Source organism: Phaeobacter sp. S60, from assembly GCF_000826845.1.
GTDB classification, from domain to species: Bacteria; Pseudomonadota; Alphaproteobacteria; order Rhodobacterales; family Rhodobacteraceae; genus Phaeobacter; species Phaeobacter piscinae.
This window is the reverse complement of sequence record NZ_JSWJ01000001.1, coordinates 1-17,506: the sequence shown is the minus strand read 5'-3', so window position 1 is coordinate 17,506 and position 17,506 is coordinate 1. Positions and strand designations below refer to the sequence as shown.

The following is a 17,506-nucleotide window of genomic DNA, read 5'->3' as shown; positions in this document are numbered from 1 at the left end:
TATGTCCAGCCGCAAGACCAGCGCAGCGCCGCTGTTGTTTCACCTCTACCGCGCGGTCACTGCGGCGCTGGCGCCGTTTGCCTATCGCAAAGTCGCAGGCAAGCTCACCGATCACGGGGTGTCAGCTGCCCGCCAGCGCGAACGGATGGGCTATCCAACAGAGCCGCGCCCAACACCCCAAACACCCGATGGCCACCCTGCGCCGTTGCTGTGGTTTCACGGTGCTTCGGTCGGTGAAAGCCTGGCCGCGCTGAGCCTGATCGACAAACTGGCCCCCCGCCTGCCCGGCGCGGAATTCCTACTGACTTCGGGCACCGCAACTTCTGCCGAGATGATGGCCAAGCGTATGCCCGCCAATTGCCGCCACCAGTTTGCGCCGCTGGATGCTACAGCCCCCGTACGCCGCTTTCTGCGGCATTGGCAGCCGGACGCAGCGCTCTTTGTCGAAAGTGAGCTGTGGCCGGTAACGCTGGACGCGGCCAAACGCTCCGGCGTGCGGCTGGCATTGGTCAATGCCCGACTGTCGGCCCGATCCATCGCGCAGTGGAAATCCAAACCGGCCACCGCCGCCTTTGTGATGCAGCATTTCGATGTGTTGCTCAGCCAGAACCCGCAGATGGGCCAGAGCCTGATCGACCTTGGCGCCCCGGCTGATCGCGTCCATCCCAGCGGCAACCTGAAAGCCGGGTCCGCCCCGCTGCCCGTTGATCAGACCGCCCTTGCCTCTGTTCAGGCCGAGCTGGGAGCGCGCCCGCTCTGGGTCGCAAGCTCCACCCACCGTGGAGAGGAGGAGACCGTGATCGCCGCGCATAAAGCACTGCTGGCCGAGACCCCCGACCTCTGCCTGTTACTGGCGCCCCGTCACCCGGAGCGCGCAACAGAGGTGATCGCGCTGATCAAGAAGGCGGGTCTCAGCGTTGCCCGTCGCAGCGCAGGCGATGCCCTCACCCCTGACACGCAGGTTTATCTGGCGGATACACTGGGCGAGGTCGGCACATGGTATGCGCTATCGCCCATCGTGTTTCTGGGCGGCTCCCTTGCCCCCATCGGCGGGCATAATCCGTTTGAGGTGGCACAGGCCGGCGCCGCCGTCATCACCGGCCCGGGTTATTCCAACTTTGCCGAGACCTATCCACCCCTGATCGACGCCGGTGGAGCGGTTGAGGTCAGCGACGCCCCAACGTTGGCCGGCGCAGTCCAGCATTGGTTGACGGATGACACCGCCCTTAACACGGCTCGCACTGCTGCGCGCGGCGTGGTCGAGGCGCAGGCGGCAGCCCTTGACGGTGTGGTGGACCTGTTGATCACCCATCTGGCGCTCCCTTCGCCCAACACACGCAACTGATCGGAACCGCCAGATGGCCGACCTGCTTGTCACCAACTTCAATCGCAACTTCACCGGTGTCTCGGCGACCGCTGCGAATGTGGTGCGTCAACAGGCCGGACGATACGAGATGGCGCTGGTGGGACGCGCCCTGCCCGGCTGCCCGGATCCGATTAGCATCGCCGCCGCCCGCGCGGCCTCACGCCATCATGACCCCGCCAAACCCTTCGCGATCTGGCACGTCCGGCGCAACACCGAAATGCGTGCCGCGATCTGGGCGCGCGACGTCCTGCGCCTGCCGGTGCGGATCGTTTTCACCTCAGCGGCGCAACGGCGGCATTCTGCGTTTCCGCGCTGGCTGATCTCGCGCATGGATGCGGTGATTGCCACCACCGAAGCCGCCGCAACCTATGTCCCCCATGTGCGTTCCGTGGTGCCGCATGGGGTCGACACCGATCTATTCACACCGGCGGAGAACCGCGGCTCGGCGTGGGCCGCGCTTGGCTATGGCGGCCAGCAAGGGATTGCCACAATCGGACGTATTCGGCCCGAGAAAGGCACCGATCTGTTTGTTGACGCTATGCTGCGCCTCTTGCCCAAACACCCCGGCGCTGTCGCTCTGGTGATCGGGCGTGCCGCACGAGAGCATCAGGGCTTTCTGAAGGGCTTGCAGGCAAAGATCGCCGCGGCGGGCCTTGGCGAACGCATTCTGTTTCCCGGCGAAATTCCGGCAAGCGATCTGCCGCTCGTGATGCGCGCGCTGTCGCTGGTGATGCAGCTGCCCCTCTACGAAGGCTACGGTATGGCTCCGCTGGAGGGGTTGGCCAGTGCTGTGCCCTTTGTCGGTTCAGACACCGGATATTATCGTGCCTTTTCGGCGCAAGGGACCGTCGGCACCGTGGTGCCGTTGGAGGCCGCCGACGCCGCGGCAGAGGCCGCAGGTCAGTTGCTGTCGGCACCCGAAGAACTGTCACGCCGCGGACAAGCTGGTCGCGATTTGGCGGTCCACGCCTTCAGCGCCCATGCGGAGGCAGATGGCATCGATGCCGTCTATCAAGACCTCTGGTCCGCAGGCTAAGCGCGAGCAGCCTCTCAAGCCCCCTAGATAACGCCAAAAGAATCGCCTGCCCACAACGGGACAGGCGATCCTCTTAGCCGGTCTTTTGCCTCAGTGATCAGGCGGCGGGCATCCGCTGTTCGACAATCTCTGCCCACCAGCTGCACCCGGCAGGAATGGCCTCATCGTTGAAGTTATATTCGGGGTGGTGCACGGCAGCGGTGTCGCCGTTGCCAACCAGAATATAGGCACCGGGGCGCTCTTCCAGCATGAAGGCAAAATCTTCGCCACCCATCACAAGGGGCGCATCCTCGCATCCGCCAGAGATATCCCGCGCCACCTTCGCCGCAAACTCGGTCTGTTCGTCATGGTTCACCATCACCGGATACCCCCGGTGGTAGGTCACGGCCGCCGTACCGCCAAAGGTCGCGGCAATGCCGTCGCAAATCTCATTGATCCGCTTCTCCGCCAGATCGCGCATCTCGCCAGACATGGTCCGCACTGTCCCCTTGATCTGAACGCTCTGCGGGATCACGTTGAAGGCCTTGGAGGAGGTCTCAAACGAGGTCACCGAAACCACGATCTGATGCACGGGATCTGCATTACGCGACGCGATGGTCTGCAGCGCCAGCACGGCCTGCGCCGACATCACGGTCGTGTCGATGGTTTCCTGAGGCTTCGCCGCATGACCTCCGCGCCCTTCAAAGGTGATGTCGAACTGATCGGTCGCCGCAAAAAATGCGCCCGGGCGGATCGCGAAGGAGCCAACCGGACGGCCCGGCCAGTTGTGCATGCCGTAGACTTCCTGGATGTTCCAGCGATCCATCATGCCGTCGTCGCACATTTCCTTGCCACCGCCGCCGCCTTCTTCGGCGGGCTGGAAAATCACCACCACGGTGCCGTCGAAATTGCGGGTCTCAGACAGGTATTTGGCCGCCCCCAACAGCATTGCAGTGTGGCCGTCATGGCCACAGGCGTGCATCGCGCCATCGGTCTTGGAGGCATAGTCCAGGCCAGTCTGTTCATGGATCGGCAGTGCGTCCATATCGGCGCGCAGACCGATCACCTTGCCGGAACTGTCAGACTTGCCCTTGATCACGCCAACAACACCCGTGCGGCCGATGCCGGTGACAATCTCGTCACAGCCGAACTCTTTCAGCTTCTCCGCAACCAGCGCGCTGGTGCGATGGGTCTCGAACAGGATTTCAGGATTTTCATGGATATCACGTCGCCAAGCGGTGACTTCGCTTTGCAGTTCGGCGAAACGGTTCTTCACAGGCATGGTAAGGTCCTTTTTCTCTATCAATGCGCTGACGATCTTGGTCCGCGCTGTTTTCAGTTGAATGACGGTTGATGCAGACGACCCTTTCCCATCAGGGCAGTGGTAGCCGCTGTTCGATCAGGGTGACGAACCAGCTGCATCCGGCTGGGATGGCATCGTCGTTGAAATCATAAGCCGGGTGATGCAGGCCAGCCGAGGGTCCATTGCCAACACGGATCATGGCACCGGGGCGCTCCTCCAGCATGAAGGAGAAGTCCTCTCCGCCCATGGCCAGTGCCACCTCCTCACAGTCACCTGCCACCGCCAGCGCTGCCGCATGGGCGTATGTGGTCGCCTCCGCATCATTGATGGTCACGGGGACACCGTTCACAAACTCCACCTCCGCAGAGCCGCCAAAACTCTGCGCAATTCCGGCAGTGACCGCACGCAGCCGCTCCGGGATCTGTTCACGGACCTGCGGCGAGTGGGTTCGAATGGTGCCTTTCACCTCCGCCCGGTCCGGGATGACGTTATACGCCTTCGACGATGTCTCTGCCGAGGTGATCGATAAAACCCCCTGCATCACGGGATCGACATTGCGCGACACGATGGTCTGCAGGGCTGTGATTAGAGAGCACATCATCACCGTGGTATCGGCGGTTTCCTGCGGTTTGGCCGCATGGCCACCGCGTCCTTGCAGACGAATAATGAACTCATCGACAGAGGCCAGGATCGGCCCCGGGCGCAGGGCGAATTTGCCCAGTTCAAGCCCCGGCGAATTGTGGATGGCATAGACCTCATCAATACCGAAACGGTCCATCAGACCATCCTTGCACATGGCCTCAGCGCCATTGCCGCCCTCTTCGGCGGGCTGAAAAATCACCACCGCAGTGCCATCGAAGTTGCGCGTCTCTGCGAGGTATTTGGCCGCTCCCAGCAACATCGCAGTATGGCCGTCATGGCCGCAGGCGTGCATTGCGCCCTCAATCTGCGAGGCATGCGGCAGGCCGGTGTCTTCTGCCATAGGAAGCGCATCCATATCGGCGCGCAGACCAATCGCCCGGTTCTGCGTATCGCTGCGGCCCCGGATTAGTCCGACAACACCGGTCCGACCGATCCCCGTCACCACCTCGTCGCAGCCGAAGGCACGCAGCTTCTCGGCCACCAGTGCGCTGGTGCGATGTGTCTCGTAGAGGATTTCCGGGTGCTGATGGATGTCCCGACGCCAGGCGGTGATTTCGGCGTGCATTTCAGCAAAGCGGTTCTTCACGGGCATCGGGTCATCCTCAGGCTGCGGGCATACGTCGTTCGACCAGCTCGGCGAACCAGCTGCAGCCCAGCGGGATCGCCTCATCGTCGAAATCATAGGCCGGATGGTGGCACATGGCGGTGTCCCCATTGCCAAGGAAGATATAGGCGCCCGGGCGCTCTTCCAGCATGTAGGAGAAGTCTTCCGATGGCATGATCGGATCCGTGTTGTCGCTCACCTTGGGCGACACGGCGCGCGCCGCCTCCACCGCATAGCCGGTCTCAGCTTCGGTATTCACGGTCACCGGATAGCCCGGCATCCAATTGACCTCAGCCTGCGCGCCGTAGGCCGAGGCGATATCCTCCGCAATGCGGCGCACGCGGGTTTCGGCCTGGCTTCGGCATTCCGTGTCGAGCGTCCGCACGGTGCCCTGCAGCCGGGCCGAATGGGCGATCACATTGGAGGCGGTGCTGTCGGTTTCAAAGGTGCCAACGGTCAGCACCACACGCTTCAGCGGGTCGATATTACGCGCCACGATCGACTGCAAAGACACAACAATCTGTGCGGCCACAAGCGTGGTATCAATCGCCTCATGCGGAGTAGCCGCGTGCCCCCCTAGCCCGGTCACGGTGATCTCGAATTCATCGGAAGACGCCAGTAGAGGACCGGAGCGAATGGCAAATTCCCCAACCGGAATGCCCGGCGCATTATGAAGGCCATAGACCTCCTGAATACCCCAACGCGCCATCATGCCGTCATCGCACATCGCCTTGCCTCCGGCACCGCCTTCTTCTGCCGGCTGAAAGATCAGCACTGCCTTGCCGTCAAAATTGCGGGTCTCAGCCAGATATTTCGCAGTGCCGAGCAGGATCGAGGTATGGCCATCATGGCCGCAGGCATGCATCAGCCCCGGCGTCTGGGAGGCGTAATCGAGCCCGGTCGCCTCGGTGATTGGCAGCGCATCCATATCGGCACGCAGGCCGATAGCGCGGCCCGAGGTGTTGGTCTTGCCCTGGATGACGGCGACGACCCCGGTTTGGCCAACACCGGTGGTGATGTCTGTGATGCCAAAGCTGCGCAGCTTCTCCTCGACAAAAGCGGCGGTCTTATGCACCTCATAGAGCAGTTCCGGCATCTGATGCAGGTGACGCCGCCAACCGGTGATCTCAGCGTGCATTTCAGACAGGCGATTCTTGATCGGCATGGGCATCTCCCTAATATTGGTCCGCTGTCCCAGCTGCATCGCTGGCTGCCAAGCAACGAAAACACTGTTTCCAATGGCGCGAGCAGGCGGATAGCCGCATCAACGGTGAGGTCTGCGGCCACTCTCTTTCAGAAAACTTGCCTTATCAAGTAATGAGGTGCAAGCAGATCGCCGTCGGCCATGATCAGCCCAAGCAGAGCCCCGAAACCGGCGCAGGCCAGTCGTCAGGCTGCGAGGCGGTCAACCAGCTGCTGCATGAACCGATGGCCCGCGTTGAACTGCGATACCTCGATATACTCATTCGGTTGATGCGCCTGCGCGATATCACCAGGCCCGCAGATCACAGCGGAATAGCCCGCTTCCTGAAACTGCCCCGCCTCGGTCCCATAGCTCACCACATGGGTGCCGTTGTCGCCGGTGAGCGCACGCACCAGAGTTTCGGCTTCGCCTTCGACCTCGGGAACCAGGCCCGGCACATTGAACTTCTTGCTGACATCAATGCGGGTGTCGGGATGGACCGCCTGCATCTCTGCCTCGATCTCGCGCAGCTTCGCCAGATAGGCCGCTTCCCATTCGGCCGCAGATTCGCCGGGAACAACCCGGAAATCCATCACGAAACGGCAATCTTTTGCCGTGATGTTATGGGCCGTGCCGCCATTGATCATACCGACGTGGCAGGTGGTGAAGGGCGGCGTGAACAGAGATGCGACGTCATCCGGCGTCTTGGCCATATTCTCCGCATTGCGCGCATTGGCCCAATCAATCAGCCGGGCCCCCTGCATGATGGCGCTGACACCCGTGTGCATGAGCGAGCTGTGCACCTCAAAGCCCACCAGATGAGTGCTGTAGCCAATACCACCCTTGTGCCCGGTCACCGGGCGCATCACCGAAGGTTCCCCAACGATGACACAGGATCCCTTGGGCAGAACCTCCTGCATTGCGACAATCATCGGCGGCGCGCCGGTGCAGCCCACCTCCTCATCAAAGCTGAGCGCAAGCTGCAAAGGCCGCGCGACACCTCGGTGGTGCGCCGCCACTAAAGCCCAGATCGCCAGCGCGTCAAAACCTTTCATGTCGCAGGTGCCGCGACCAAAATACTTGCCGTCCCGCTCAACCACGGTGAAGGGATCGCTGTCCCAGGGCTGCCCCTCAATCGGCACAACATCCGTATGCCCTGACAGCACCACAGCGCCTTCGACCTCGGGGCCGACATGGGCAAAAACCGCCGCCTTATGCGGCTGATCGGGATCCACCCAGCGGTGCGCGGTGATGCCGTGACTGGCCAGATAGCCCTCAACCCAATCCACCAGCGGCAGGTTGGTTTCGCTGCTGACGGTGGGAAAAGAGATCAGCTTGCTCATGATCTCCAGCGGGGTGAGCTGCTCTGCCATGTTCTTAATAACCGCTATCAGTGGTCAGAACAAAATGCCCCGGTTCCACCTCCATGTACTGCGAGGGTTCGGGCTGGTAGTTCAGATCATGGATCGGTGACGGGATCGGTTTGAAATTCAGATCCTTCTCCGATTTGCGCTGGTTCGGATCAGCGATCGGCACCGCCTTCATCAGCGCTTGCGTATAGGCGTGTTGTGGGTTCTCAAACACGCGCGCCCGCGGTCCGAGTTCGACAATGCGGCCCAGATACATCACGCCAACCTGATGACTGACGCGTTCGACAACGGCCATATCATGGCTGATAAACAGGAACGACAGCCCCAGTTCGGACTGAAGTTCCATCATCAAGTTCAAGACTTGCGCCTGCACCGACACGTCCAACGCCGAAACGGCCTCATCCGCGACAATCAGTTTCGGATTGAGTGCAAGGGCGCGGGCAATAGCAATCCGCTGACGCTGACCACCGGACATTTCATGCGGATAGCGGCGCATGAAGCTGCGCGGCAAATGCACCCGATCAAACAGGGTGGCGACCCGGTCCTGCAGTTCTGAACCAGAAGCCAGACCGTAGTTGCGCATCGGTTCCGCCACCTGGTCCAGCAGCTGCATCTGCGGATTGAGAGAGGCAAAAGGATCCTGAAAGATCATCTGCATATCAAGCCGCGCCTTGTGCAACTCACTCTGGTTCAGGCCAAGGATATCGCGGCCTTCGAATTCCACCGCACCGGATTGCGGCTCCACCAAGCGCAGGAGCGACCGACCGGCAGAGGATTTGCCGCAACCAGATTCACCAACCAGCGACAGGGTCTGCCCCTTGAACACCTTGAAAGACACATCTTCGACCGCATGCACGTTGGCCACGGTACGGCGCAGGATGCCTCCCTTCACCGGGAAACGGGTCACTAGGTTGCGAACCTCCAGCAGCACTTCGTCGCTGCCCTTGATGGGTGCGATTTCCTGCTGCTCCACACCCATCAGCTTCATCGGCTCCGGGTAGTCTTTGCCGCGCATCTCGCCCAGCTTAGGAACCGCCGCCAACAGGGCTTTGGTGTAGTCATGCTGCGGGTTCTCGAAGATCTCCGTGACGGTGCCTTCCTCGACCTTGTTGCCACGGAACATGACGACCACACGGTCTGCCATCTGCGCGACCACCGCCATATCGTGGGTGATGAACATCACGGCTGTACCGGTTTCCCGCTTCAACCGGTCCATCAGCGCAAGGATTTCAGCCTGAATGGTCACATCCAACGCCGTCGTCGGCTCATCCGCGATCAGCAGACGCGGCTCGCAGGCCATCGCCATCGCGATTACCACCCGCTGACGCATCCCGCCCGACAATTCATGCGGATACTGTTTCAGGCGGCGTTCCGGCTCTGGGATGCGAACCTCACGCAGCAGCTCCAGCGCGCGTGCTTCGGCGTCTTTCTTGCTGAGGTTTTTGTGGATCCGCAGCCCTTCTGTCAGCTGACGCCCAACTGTGAACACCGGGTTCAGCGCGGTCATCGGCTCCTGAAAGATCATTCCGATCTCATTGCCGCGAATCTGTTTCATCAGCGCCTGATCGGTTTTGCCGAGATCCACCTCACCTCCGTCGCGGCGGTCAAACAGCAGCTGCCCTGAAGTGATATCGCCGCCACCAAACTCAACCAAACGCATCAGCGACAGCGAGGACACCGATTTCCCAGACCCGGATTCGCCAACAATGCAAACGGTTTCGCCGGGATTAACGTCGAAGGAGACATCCTCTACGCCCACCACCGGGCCGTCTTTGGTCTGAAACTCCACCCGGAGCCCTTTGATTTGCGCGATTGGTTGATCCAGCACCGTGACGTCCCCTTCGTATTCTTCTTTTTCGATGGCGTTGACAGGAAGGTGTACGCACCTGCGCTGACCCCGTCAAACCCAGGGCCAGAGCCTGCGCAATTTTTTCTCGGCTGCAAGTCTTGCATTTTGGCAGGAGTCTGTATTCGATACCCGCAGTGCAGCCACGCCTGCCTCCGGTTGCAAGCCAAGATCGCGGTAACGTGACCGCAGCCACAACCCGGCAGAGACCGCGTGCTCAACCGCACAGACCACAGCGATGTGGCAAATCTCCGGGGTGCAACAGACCCGGTCAAAAGAAGGCACATACGTGTCCGACAAGGAGTGAATTATGAAAATTAAGACCCTTTTGCTGGGTGCAATTGCGTCCGCCGCGCTTGCCCCCGCAGCCTTTGCCGAACGGGGATCGGACGGCCAGGTTAACATTATTTATTGGCAAGCCCCCTCCATCCTGAACCCGTTCCTGTCGGGCGGCACCAAGGATGTGGAATCTGCGTCGCTGGTGATCGAACCGCTGGCACGATACGACCCACAGGGCGAAATGGTTCCCTATCTGGTTGAAGAGATCCCCACCGTCGACAATGGCGGCGTGAGCGAAGATCTCACCTCGATCACCTGGAAGATCAAGCCGGGCCTTCTTTGGTCTGATGGCACGCCTTTCACCTCCAAGGATGTGAAATTCACCGCTGACTACTGTATGCACCCCGAAGGCGGCTGCGCACAGGTCACCAAATTCGAAGGCGTCACCAGCGTCGAAGCGGTCGACGATCTGACCGTCAAGGTCACTTTCGACAAACCGACCCCCTTCCCCTATGGCCCCTTTGTTGGCGGCGAAAGCCCGATCATCCAGGCTGCGCAGTTTGCTGATTGCGTCGGTGCCAAGGCACCCGAATGCACCACCGCCAACTTTGCGCCCATCGGCACCGGCCCGTTTGTCGTCGATGAGTTCAAACCTAACGACGTGATCACCATGTCGGCCAACCCCAACTACCGTGACCCGGCGAAGCCTGCCTTTGCCAAGGTTCTGTTCAAAGGTGGCGGCGACGCAACCGCAGCAGGTCGTGCCGTTATGGAAACCGGCGAGTTCGACTATGCTTGGAATCTCCAGCTGGCCCCCGAAGTCATTGCGCAGATGGAAACTGGCGGCAAAGGCGTGCCAGTCGCGGGCTTTGGTCCTCTGGTTGAGCGTATCATGCTGAACAACACCAACCCCGATCCGGCGCTTGGCCCGGATGAGCGTTCGGTGATCCGCCCGCATCCTTTCCTCAGCGATCCGGCGGTCTACAAAGCCATGTCACTGGCCATCGACCGTCCGCTGCTGGTGGAAATCGGCTATGGCAAGGCAGGCAAAGTCGGCTGTAACTGGGTTCCTGCCCCTGCAGCCTTTGCGTCGGATACGTTCGACTGCTCCACTCAGGATCTCGCCGCCGCTAACGCGATGCTGGACGAAGCCGGCTACAAGGACACCAACGGTGATGGCGTGCGGGAAACTCCCGACGGCAAGCCAATGAAAATCCTGTACCAGACATCGACCAACGCTGTGCGTCAGGATTTCCAGGCGCTGATCAAACAGTGGTGGAGCGAAATCGGCATTGAGACCGAGCTGCGCAACATCAACTCTTCGGTCTTCTTCGGTGGTGATCCGGGTTCCCCCGACACCTTCCAGAAGTTCTATGCTGACGTCGAAATGTACGCAAACACCTTTAACGGCACCGACCCGCAGTCCTATCTGGGCAACGGTCTGTGCGACAAGGCACCGCGTCCTGACAGCCAGTGGCAGGGTGAGAACATCTCCCGCTTCTGCGATGAGGAATTCGACAAGCTGCACGCCGAACTGTCCCAAACGGCTGGTCTGGAAGCGCGCGCGGAAATCGCCAAGCGCCTGAACGATATCATCGTCGAAAAAGGTGGCATGATTCCGCTGGTTCACCGTGGTCGTCTGTCCGCGCGCTCCAACACCTTGGGTGGCGTGGATCTGAACGTCTGGGACACCGAGCTGTGGAACGCAGCTGACTGGCACCGCACCGAGTAAGCGTCAAACGCCTGCAGTGGCCCCGGTAATGCGCCGGGGCCTCTTGCCATTTACGTCCGAATGACGTCATTGCATCGGCCAGAAATGGATCTCAGGCAAAAGACCGCCCAGTTCCACCCCATTCTTCCAATTGCAAAGGCGCCTACTGGATGCTGACCTTTACAATCAGACGCCTTGTTCTGTCGGTTCCGACGCTTCTGTTCATCAGCCTTGTTATCTTTTTGCTGCTTGAACTCGCGCCCGGTGATCCGATGGCTCAGGTTCCTCTGACCGTCCCCCCCGAAGTCAAAGAAAAGATGCGTGAGGCGCTTGGCCTTGGCCAACCCGCGCATATCCGATTCTGGAAATGGATCGTACAGTTCTTCTGGATCGAACCTCAGGTTCTGATCGACCACTATTTAGGCACCAGCTTTTCAGCCGGTGACCTGCGCGTAATCTCCTGGCAGACCCGCTCGCCGGTGATGGATATCGTCGTACAGCGCATGCCGCAGACCCTCTGGGTTGTGGGCACGGCCTATCTGGTGGCGATCGCCATCGCCCTGCCTATTGGCATTTATTCGGCCTACCGCCAGTATAGCTGGTTCGATCAGGTCGGCACCTTTGTGTCGATGGTCGGCTTCTCGGTGCCGCCGTTTTTCTCCGGCGTGTTGGTGATCGTGATTTTCTCGGTTCAGCTTGGCTGGTTCCCCTCGATCTATGACACCACGCATGTGGTGAACAGTTGGGACTCCTTCGTCAAACAGCTGCAACAGATGGTCATGCCGGTCATGGTTCTGGCGTTGCAAATTACCGCACAGCTCAGCCGCTTCATGCGCGCTTCGATGCTGGACAACCTCAATCAGGATTATGTCCGCACCGCCCGCGCCAAAGGCCTGAGCGAATATGTGGTTGTGATGGTCCATGTGCTGCGCAACTCGATGATCCCTGTGGTTACCGTGATTGCGCTTGGTATTCCGGCCATCTTCGGCGGTGCGATCATCACCGAACAAGTGTTCAAGGTAAACGGCATCGGCCAGCTGCTAATCGGCGCGATTGAGGCCAACGATCTGCCGATGGTGCAAACGCTGACCTTTATCTTTGCTGTGCTCATCGTGTTGTTCAACCTGATCGCAGATGTGCTCTATGGCATTCTAGACCCGAGGATCCGCTATGACTGATAAGGACCGTCTGGTTCCCGACGAAGGGATTGCCCCCGCCTCCACTGCCCTGCCCGCCGCAGGTGCGATGGAAGAGCTGGACCAACCGCCCCGCAGCCAGTGGCTGGATGTGTGGGATCAGTTCAAATCGCACAAAGGCGCCATGCTTGGCGGTGCGCTGTTTCTTCTGATCGTTCTGACGGTCTATCTTGGTCCGTTTTTCTGGGATATCGATGCCACCCGCATTGATATCCGCGCCCGCAATCAGGGCCCCAGCTGGGCGCACCCCTTCGGGACCGATCAGCTGGGCCGCGACATGCTGGCCCGGATGATGGCAGGGGGGGCGACTTCCGTTTCCGTTGGTCTGACCGCAATGCTGCTGGCGCTGTTCCTCGGCTCGCTGGTGGGCGTATTGGCGGGGTTCTTCAAGCGCCTCGACGGGCCGCTGATGCGACTGACAGATCTGTTTCTGGCGCTGCCTTTGCTGCCGCTCCTCCTGGTGATGATGCTGCTGTTCCGCGAGCCGCTGAACGCGACCTTCGGGCCGGAACAGGGCATCTTCATCCTGATCGTGGCTTCCATCGGCATCACCAGCTGGATGCCCACCGCACGGATTGTGCGGGGCGATGTTCTGGCGATCAAGGAACGGGAATTCGTGTTGGCGGCGCGCTCCATCGGGACCACCAACAGCAAGCTGATTTCGCGCCACATCCTGCCCAACGTGCTGTCACCGATCATGGTGTCGGCCACACTGGGTATTGCGACCGCGATCATCACCGAGTCGGCCTTGTCCTTCCTCGGCCTCGGCTTCCCGCCGGATTTCCCGACTTGGGGCCGGCTGCTCTATGATGCGACGGATTATCTCCAGCAGTATCCTGAGCGGGTGTTCTGGCCCGGCATGGCGATCTCTCTCACCGTGCTGAGCGTCAACTACCTCGGCGACGGCCTGCGCGACGCGCTGGACCCTCGGATCCGGGGGCGCTGATACCGAAGACGCAGTACAGGGCATAACACCCCTACACATTCAAATAAAAACATATCAATCGGCCACTCCCTCAGAGTGGCCGATTTGTTTTTGCCCACTGCAAGCGCGGCGGGACGTCTGATCCAGAGAGATCACTTTGGACAGAATAATTTCCTGCACAATACGCCATGCCATCTGGCCTCAAAGCTTGCTGCCTGCCGAAAAAACGGCCATTTCGGGAAAATATTCCAAAAGCGATGGATCCCGTCGCCCCTCCCTATCGCAGTCACGGAGACCGCATATGTTCGAAACACTTGGCTTTGAAGACACCACCGCCCGTGCGGTTTCGGTCCTGTTTGCCCTGGGTGTCGGGATCCTCTTTGGTGGGCTGGCGCAGCTGACCCGGTTTTGTTTTCGCCGTGCTGTAGTCGGTGCGGATCGCCGTCAAGCCGCTGGTGTCTGGGCAATGGCGCTCGCGGTTGCGGTTCTTGGCACCCAAGCCGCTGTGGCGCTTGGCTGGATCAACTTTGGTGAACACCGCTTGATGGTGGCCGATCTGCCCGTGGCAGCGGTGGTCCTTGGCGGGTTGATGTTCGGTGTCGGCATGGTGCTGACACGCGGCTGTGTCTCCCGGCTGATGGTGCTGACCGGCAGCGGCAATTTGCGCGCGCTGGTGGTGATCGTGATTTTCGCCATCGTCGCCCATGCGACACTTAAGGGCGTACTGGCTCCGCTCCGCACTTGGATTGGCGGCCTGACGGTCCCCATAGGCGACTACTCCTCTCTTGCGGCCTTGGCCGGAGGACCACTGGTCGTGGCTGCGCTGATCGCCCTTGTCGCTGTCGCGGTCGCCCTCAAATCCGGAAACCGCGCTCTACCCCTTCTTGGTGGGGCACTGATCGGCGCGTTGGTGCCCCTTGCCTGGGTGGGCACTGGCTATGTGCTGTTCGACGAATTTGACCCCATCGCGATGGAAAGCCTCTCCTTCACCGCGCCGTCAGCTGAGACCCTGTTCTACACGCTGGCGTCCAGCGCCGTACCGGCTGGCTTTGGCACGGGTCTGGTCGGTGGCGTGCTGATCGGTGCACTGGTCGCCGCACTGCTGAGTGGCAGTTTTCACTGGCAGAGCTTTGAGAGCCCGCGCCAGACCGGCCGCTACCTCAGCGGCGCTGTGCTGATGGGCGTTGGCGGTGTTCTTGCAGGCGGGTGCACCGTCGGCGCAGGCCTTGCGGGTATTCCGACACTCAGCCTGGCTGCGGTGCTGGCACTGGCGTCGATTGCGGCAGGTGGCCTGGCCGCAAATGCCTGGCTCAATGCAGCCGCTTCCGGATCTGGCGCACCGCGAGCCACACCATCAGTACAACCGGCAGAGTAAGGGCTGCCGTCATCATCCCCTTGCTGAGGCCCAGAACCGCGGCAAGGGGGTAGAGCGCATAGGACGCCAGCGACACCGCATAGTAGCTGATCGCCACCACAGACAGCCCCTCCACCGTATGTTGCAGCCGCAGCGCCATATCTGCGCGGCGGTCCATGCTTTCCAGTAGCGCCTGGTTCTGTGCGGAGCGTTCTACATCAACGCGGGTCCGCAACAGCTCCCCTGCCCGCCGCGCGCGATCCGCCAATGTGGCCAGCCGTCCTTCGGTTGATTTTACGGTCCGCATGGCCGGTTCAAACCGGCGCAGCATGAACTCGGCAAAGGTTTGATACCCTTCAAATCGCGCCTCCCGCAGCAGGGCAATGCGCTGGTTGACCAGCGCATCATAGGCCCCTGTCGCCCCAAAGCGGAACGCCGCCTGCGCCGCCATCGCTTCCAACTCTGCCGAGACGATCAACAGCTGCGACAGCGTCTGTTCGGCAGGCATGCGGTCGCCGGTCATCTCCACCATCATCTCACTCAGATGGGTATCCAGCGCCCCGATTGTGGGGCTGAGGCCACGCGCCCGCGAAAACCCCAGCATCGACATGGCGCGATAGGTTTCGATCTCGCAAAGACGCTGCACCACCCGGCCAATCCGCTGGGCGCCCGTCTCCGTGTTCGGAAAAACGGCGAACCGCATGTGGCCTGCCGGGTCGATCCGGAAATCCCCAGCCACCACACAGCTGTCATCCAGCACCCGCGCAACGGCCAGACTCTCAGGCACAAACCAATCGGTCAGCGCCCGGCGTACATCCGCAACCTCGCCGCGCGGCAGGACCCGCAGCATCAGCGAGGTGATGCGCTGCCCCGGCGCCTCGGACAGCCAGTCAGACGGGAACACATCGAAATCCGCAGGATCGTAAGGCCGCTCGCTGATGCCGTCGAAATACAGCGTGTAAGACACGAACTCGGTATGCTGTTCCCATTTCAGGGTATGGCGCCCCAGCTGTGCGGAATGATGTGTCGCGCCCGGTTTCGGATGCGGCACCCCGTGTCGGTCCAGTAGCTCAATGAGATGGGCAAGATCCCGGCTGCGATCGCGATGCACCGCCTCCTGCGGCTGCTTGATCGCAAGATAGATCACCGTCGACGGATTGCTCATCGTCGGGAACGGGCGGGCGTGCAGCTCATTTGCCAGCTGGTAACGCAGCGGGTGGTCTTGAATTGGCGGCATCTGTGGTCTCCCTGAGCGGCAGACCACAGGTTAGCGGAGGCGAATTGACCTGTAAAGAATTACGTTATTTCAATGCCTTAACTGGATACAACCGTATACAATCGAGGCAAGCCTGACGCCAGACGAGGGCATTATGCCGCCTCAAACACCTCAATCGCCGCATTCAAACCATTGATGGCCGCAGGCATTCCGCCATAAACCGCCATCTGCCAAATCACCTCCAGAATCTCTGCCTCACTTGCGCCCGCCGAACGGGTGTGCGCGATATTTACCTTCAACTGCGGCGTTGTCTGACCGCCAAGCGCCGTCAGCGCGGCAATTGTACAGAGCTGCCGTGTGCGCAGGTCCAGGCCCTGACGTGCGTAGTGGCGTCCATAGGCCCATTCCACCAGGCTCTCCGCCATTCCCGGCAAATGTGCGTCGTAGCGCTCTGCCAGGATCGCTTCCAGGTTCGGGTTCATCTCTGCCAGCAGCTTGCGGCCATTGGTCAATGCGTCAGACATCTGCGCTGTCCTTTTCCAGGTCATGGTAGATCGCCACCTTGCGATCCATTAGGGCAAGCGTGTCATGAAGCTGCTCCAGCTGCCGGCGGATCACCTCGCGGTGGGCTTCCAGCATTTCGCGCCGTTCGGCCAGTGTCTCCCGCCCCTTTGCCCGTAATCTGGCATAGCGGACGCGGTCCGCCTGCTTCATCCCTGTGGCGTTCAACTGCCCCAGAAAACGGATCCAGCCGAGGATATCGCGGTCATAGACCCGCCGCCCGGCGGCATCCCGCGCGGGCGGCTCTATCAGCCCGATCTTCTCGTAAAAGCGCAGGGTATCCACGCTCAGGCCAGTGGCCATCGCCACGTCTGAAATCTTCATGCACGTCTCTCTTGCTGCCCACCCACCATGGGTGAGTCGGGACACCCTAGCGGCTGGAGTACACTCCAGCTCAAGCGGTATCTGCAGCCCGCCCAATCGGTTGCCACAATTCTATTGGATTGCCCTCAGGGTCGTGCAACCGCGCGAAATAGCCGATCTCACCGTCCCACTCCGGCCGTGTCTCCACTGAAATATCCGCGGCCTGCAACTGCGCGATCATCGCGGCCAGATCCGTTACCCGGAAATTGATCATCCACTGTTTGCTTGTGGCTCCAAAATAGTCGGTGTCCTCAGCAAACGGGGCAAAGACAGTATAGCCGCCTCCCTGCATCCAGGGTGTCCCCCCAACGGGGTCAATTCCCAGATGGTCATTGTACCATCGGCTGAGCGCTTCGGGGTCTTTGGCGCGGAAGAACACGCCGCCTATGCCTTGGGCCTTTTCCATATCATCCTCCTCGGCTGCCCTATGATAGCACAGGCCCCAGTCCGCATTGGCCAATAAAAAGAGCGCCCCGTCAGGAGCGCTCTTTCGGTGTGTGCAGCGATGAGCCGAACAATCAGCTGATCATGGTCAGCAGCTTGTCGAGGCTGGCCTTTGCATCGCCATAGAA

At 60.8% G+C, this 17,506-nt stretch carries 15 protein-coding genes; 6 read left to right on the top strand and 9 right to left on the bottom strand.

Features of this window, described 5'->3' with window-relative positions; all coding sequences use genetic code 11:
• Window position 1: 1 nt before the first annotated feature.
• The gene (locus OO25_RS00075) at window positions 2–1,345 is read left to right on the top strand and encodes a 3-deoxy-D-manno-octulosonic acid transferase (protein ID WP_040177911.1); all 1,344 of its coding nucleotides are present in this window, start codon (window positions 2–4) and stop codon (window positions 1,343–1,345) included.
• Between the two features lie 13 nt (window positions 1,346–1,358).
• A complete protein-coding gene (locus OO25_RS00070; RefSeq protein WP_040177910.1) occupies window positions 1,359–2,402 on the top strand; it encodes a glycosyltransferase family 4 protein in 1,044 nt (347 codons plus the stop codon).
• Window positions 2,403–2,499: 97 nt separating this feature from the next.
• On the opposite strand, the gene OO25_RS00065 is transcribed toward OO25_RS00070, so the two are convergent.
• The 5 genes from OO25_RS00065 to OO25_RS00045 form a co-directional block, all read right to left on the bottom strand.
• Window positions 2,500–3,663 carry a M20 aminoacylase family protein gene (locus tag OO25_RS00065; RefSeq protein WP_040178019.1) on the bottom strand — a complete coding sequence of 388 codons (1,164 nt, stop codon included), beginning with the start codon at window positions 3,661–3,663 and terminating at the stop codon, window positions 2,500–2,502.
• Between the two features lie 91 nt (window positions 3,664–3,754).
• Window positions 3,755–4,918 carry a M20 aminoacylase family protein gene (locus OO25_RS00060; protein ID WP_040177909.1) on the bottom strand — a complete coding sequence of 388 codons (1,164 nt, stop codon included), beginning with the start codon at window positions 4,916–4,918 and terminating at the stop codon, window positions 3,755–3,757.
• Between the two features lie 10 nt (window positions 4,919–4,928).
• Entirely contained in the window at window positions 4,929–6,095 is a 1,167-nt protein-coding gene (locus OO25_RS00055; protein ID WP_040177908.1) for a M20 aminoacylase family protein, read from the bottom strand.
• A 224-nt stretch (window positions 6,096–6,319) separates the two neighbouring features.
• The gene (argE, locus tag OO25_RS00050) at window positions 6,320–7,486 is read right to left on the bottom strand and encodes an acetylornithine deacetylase (protein WP_040177907.1); all 1,167 of its coding nucleotides are present in this window, start codon (window positions 7,484–7,486) and stop codon (window positions 6,320–6,322) included.
• Between the two features lie 4 nt (window positions 7,487–7,490).
• On the bottom strand, window positions 7,491–9,311 hold the full coding sequence (locus OO25_RS00045; RefSeq protein WP_040177906.1) for an ABC transporter ATP-binding protein: 1,821 nt from the start codon (window positions 9,309–9,311) through the stop codon (window positions 7,491–7,493).
• A gap of 328 nt (window positions 9,312–9,639) precedes the next feature.
• Between OO25_RS00045 and OO25_RS00040 the strand changes: the two genes are divergently transcribed.
• The 4 genes from OO25_RS00040 to OO25_RS00025 all read left to right on the top strand — a co-directional run bounded on the left by OO25_RS00040 (window position 9,640) and on the right by OO25_RS00025 (window position 14,815).
• The gene (locus OO25_RS00040; RefSeq protein ID WP_040177905.1) at window positions 9,640–11,340 is read left to right on the top strand and encodes a peptide ABC transporter substrate-binding protein; all 1,701 of its coding nucleotides are present in this window, start codon (window positions 9,640–9,642) and stop codon (window positions 11,338–11,340) included.
• Between the two features lie 149 nt (window positions 11,341–11,489).
• The gene (locus OO25_RS00035) at window positions 11,490–12,497 is read left to right on the top strand and encodes an ABC transporter permease (protein ID WP_040172757.1); all 1,008 of its coding nucleotides are present in this window, start codon (window positions 11,490–11,492) and stop codon (window positions 12,495–12,497) included.
• The gene (locus tag OO25_RS00030) at window positions 12,490–13,461 is read left to right on the top strand and encodes an ABC transporter permease (RefSeq protein ID WP_040172755.1); all 972 of its coding nucleotides are present in this window, start codon (window positions 12,490–12,492) and stop codon (window positions 13,459–13,461) included. The genes OO25_RS00035 and OO25_RS00030 overlap by 8 nt, the downstream gene beginning before the upstream one ends.
• Window positions 13,462–13,741: 280 nt before the next feature.
• A complete protein-coding gene (locus OO25_RS00025; protein ID WP_040177904.1) occupies window positions 13,742–14,815 on the top strand; it encodes a YeeE/YedE family protein in 1,074 nt (357 codons plus the stop codon).
• Here OO25_RS00025 and OO25_RS00020 read toward each other — a convergent pair.
• The 4 genes from OO25_RS00020 to OO25_RS00005 all read right to left on the bottom strand — a co-directional run bounded on the left by OO25_RS00020 (window position 14,751) and on the right by OO25_RS00005 (window position 17,340).
• Window positions 14,751–16,031, bottom strand: a complete 1,281-nt coding sequence (locus OO25_RS00020) for a DUF3422 family protein (RefSeq protein WP_040172752.1) — start codon at window positions 16,029–16,031, stop codon at window positions 14,751–14,753. The genes OO25_RS00025 and OO25_RS00020 overlap by 65 nt on opposite strands.
• 131 nt (window positions 16,032–16,162) lie before the next feature.
• Window positions 16,163–16,534: a carboxymuconolactone decarboxylase family protein gene (locus tag OO25_RS00015; protein ID WP_040177903.1), complete on the bottom strand. Its 372-nt coding sequence runs from the start codon at window positions 16,532–16,534 to the stop codon at window positions 16,163–16,165.
• Window positions 16,527–16,895, bottom strand: coding sequence for a MerR family transcriptional regulator (locus tag OO25_RS00010; protein WP_040177902.1), 369 nt, complete (start codon window positions 16,893–16,895; stop codon window positions 16,527–16,529). The genes OO25_RS00015 and OO25_RS00010 overlap by 8 nt, the downstream gene beginning before the upstream one ends.
• A 70-nt stretch (window positions 16,896–16,965) precedes the next feature.
• Window positions 16,966–17,340, bottom strand: a complete 375-nt coding sequence (locus OO25_RS00005; RefSeq protein ID WP_040177900.1) for a VOC family protein — start codon at window positions 17,338–17,340, stop codon at window positions 16,966–16,968.
• Window positions 17,341–17,506: the final 166 nt, after the last annotated feature.

Bases quoted from the DNA above. Each gene is read 5' to 3' on its own strand.
- OO25_RS00075 (WP_040177911.1), top strand. From the start codon at position 2: ATGTCCAGCCGCAAGACCAGCGCAGCGCCGCTGTTGTTTCACCTCTAC.
- OO25_RS00070 (WP_040177910.1), top strand. From the start codon at position 1,359: ATGGCCGACCTGCTTGTCACCAACTTCAATCGCAACTTCACCGGTGTC.
- OO25_RS00065 (WP_040178019.1), bottom strand. From the start codon at position 3,663: ATGCCTGTGAAGAACCGTTTCGCCGAACTGCAAAGCGAAGTCACCGCT.
- OO25_RS00060 (WP_040177909.1), bottom strand. From the start codon at position 4,918: ATGCCCGTGAAGAACCGCTTTGCTGAAATGCACGCCGAAATCACCGCC.
- OO25_RS00055 (WP_040177908.1), bottom strand. From the start codon at position 6,095: ATGCCGATCAAGAATCGCCTGTCTGAAATGCACGCTGAGATCACCGGT.
- argE (WP_040177907.1), bottom strand. From the start codon at position 7,486: ATGGCAGAGCAGCTCACCCCGCTGGAGATCATGAGCAAGCTGATCTCT.
- OO25_RS00040 (WP_040177905.1), top strand. From the start codon at position 9,640: ATGAAAATTAAGACCCTTTTGCTGGGTGCAATTGCGTCCGCCGCGCTT.
- OO25_RS00035 (WP_040172757.1), top strand. From the start codon at position 11,490: ATGCTGACCTTTACAATCAGACGCCTTGTTCTGTCGGTTCCGACGCTT.
- OO25_RS00030 (WP_040172755.1), top strand. From the start codon at position 12,490: ATGACTGATAAGGACCGTCTGGTTCCCGACGAAGGGATTGCCCCCGCC.
- OO25_RS00025 (WP_040177904.1), top strand. From the start codon at position 13,742: ATGTTCGAAACACTTGGCTTTGAAGACACCACCGCCCGTGCGGTTTCG.
- OO25_RS00020 (WP_040172752.1), bottom strand. From the start codon at position 16,031: ATGCCGCCAATTCAAGACCACCCGCTGCGTTACCAGCTGGCAAATGAG.
- OO25_RS00015 (WP_040177903.1), bottom strand. From the start codon at position 16,534: ATGTCTGACGCATTGACCAATGGCCGCAAGCTGCTGGCAGAGATGAAC.
- OO25_RS00010 (WP_040177902.1), bottom strand. From the start codon at position 16,895: ATGAAGATTTCAGACGTGGCGATGGCCACTGGCCTGAGCGTGGATACC.
- OO25_RS00005 (WP_040177900.1), bottom strand. From the start codon at position 17,340: ATGGAAAAGGCCCAAGGCATAGGCGGCGTGTTCTTCCGCGCCAAAGAC.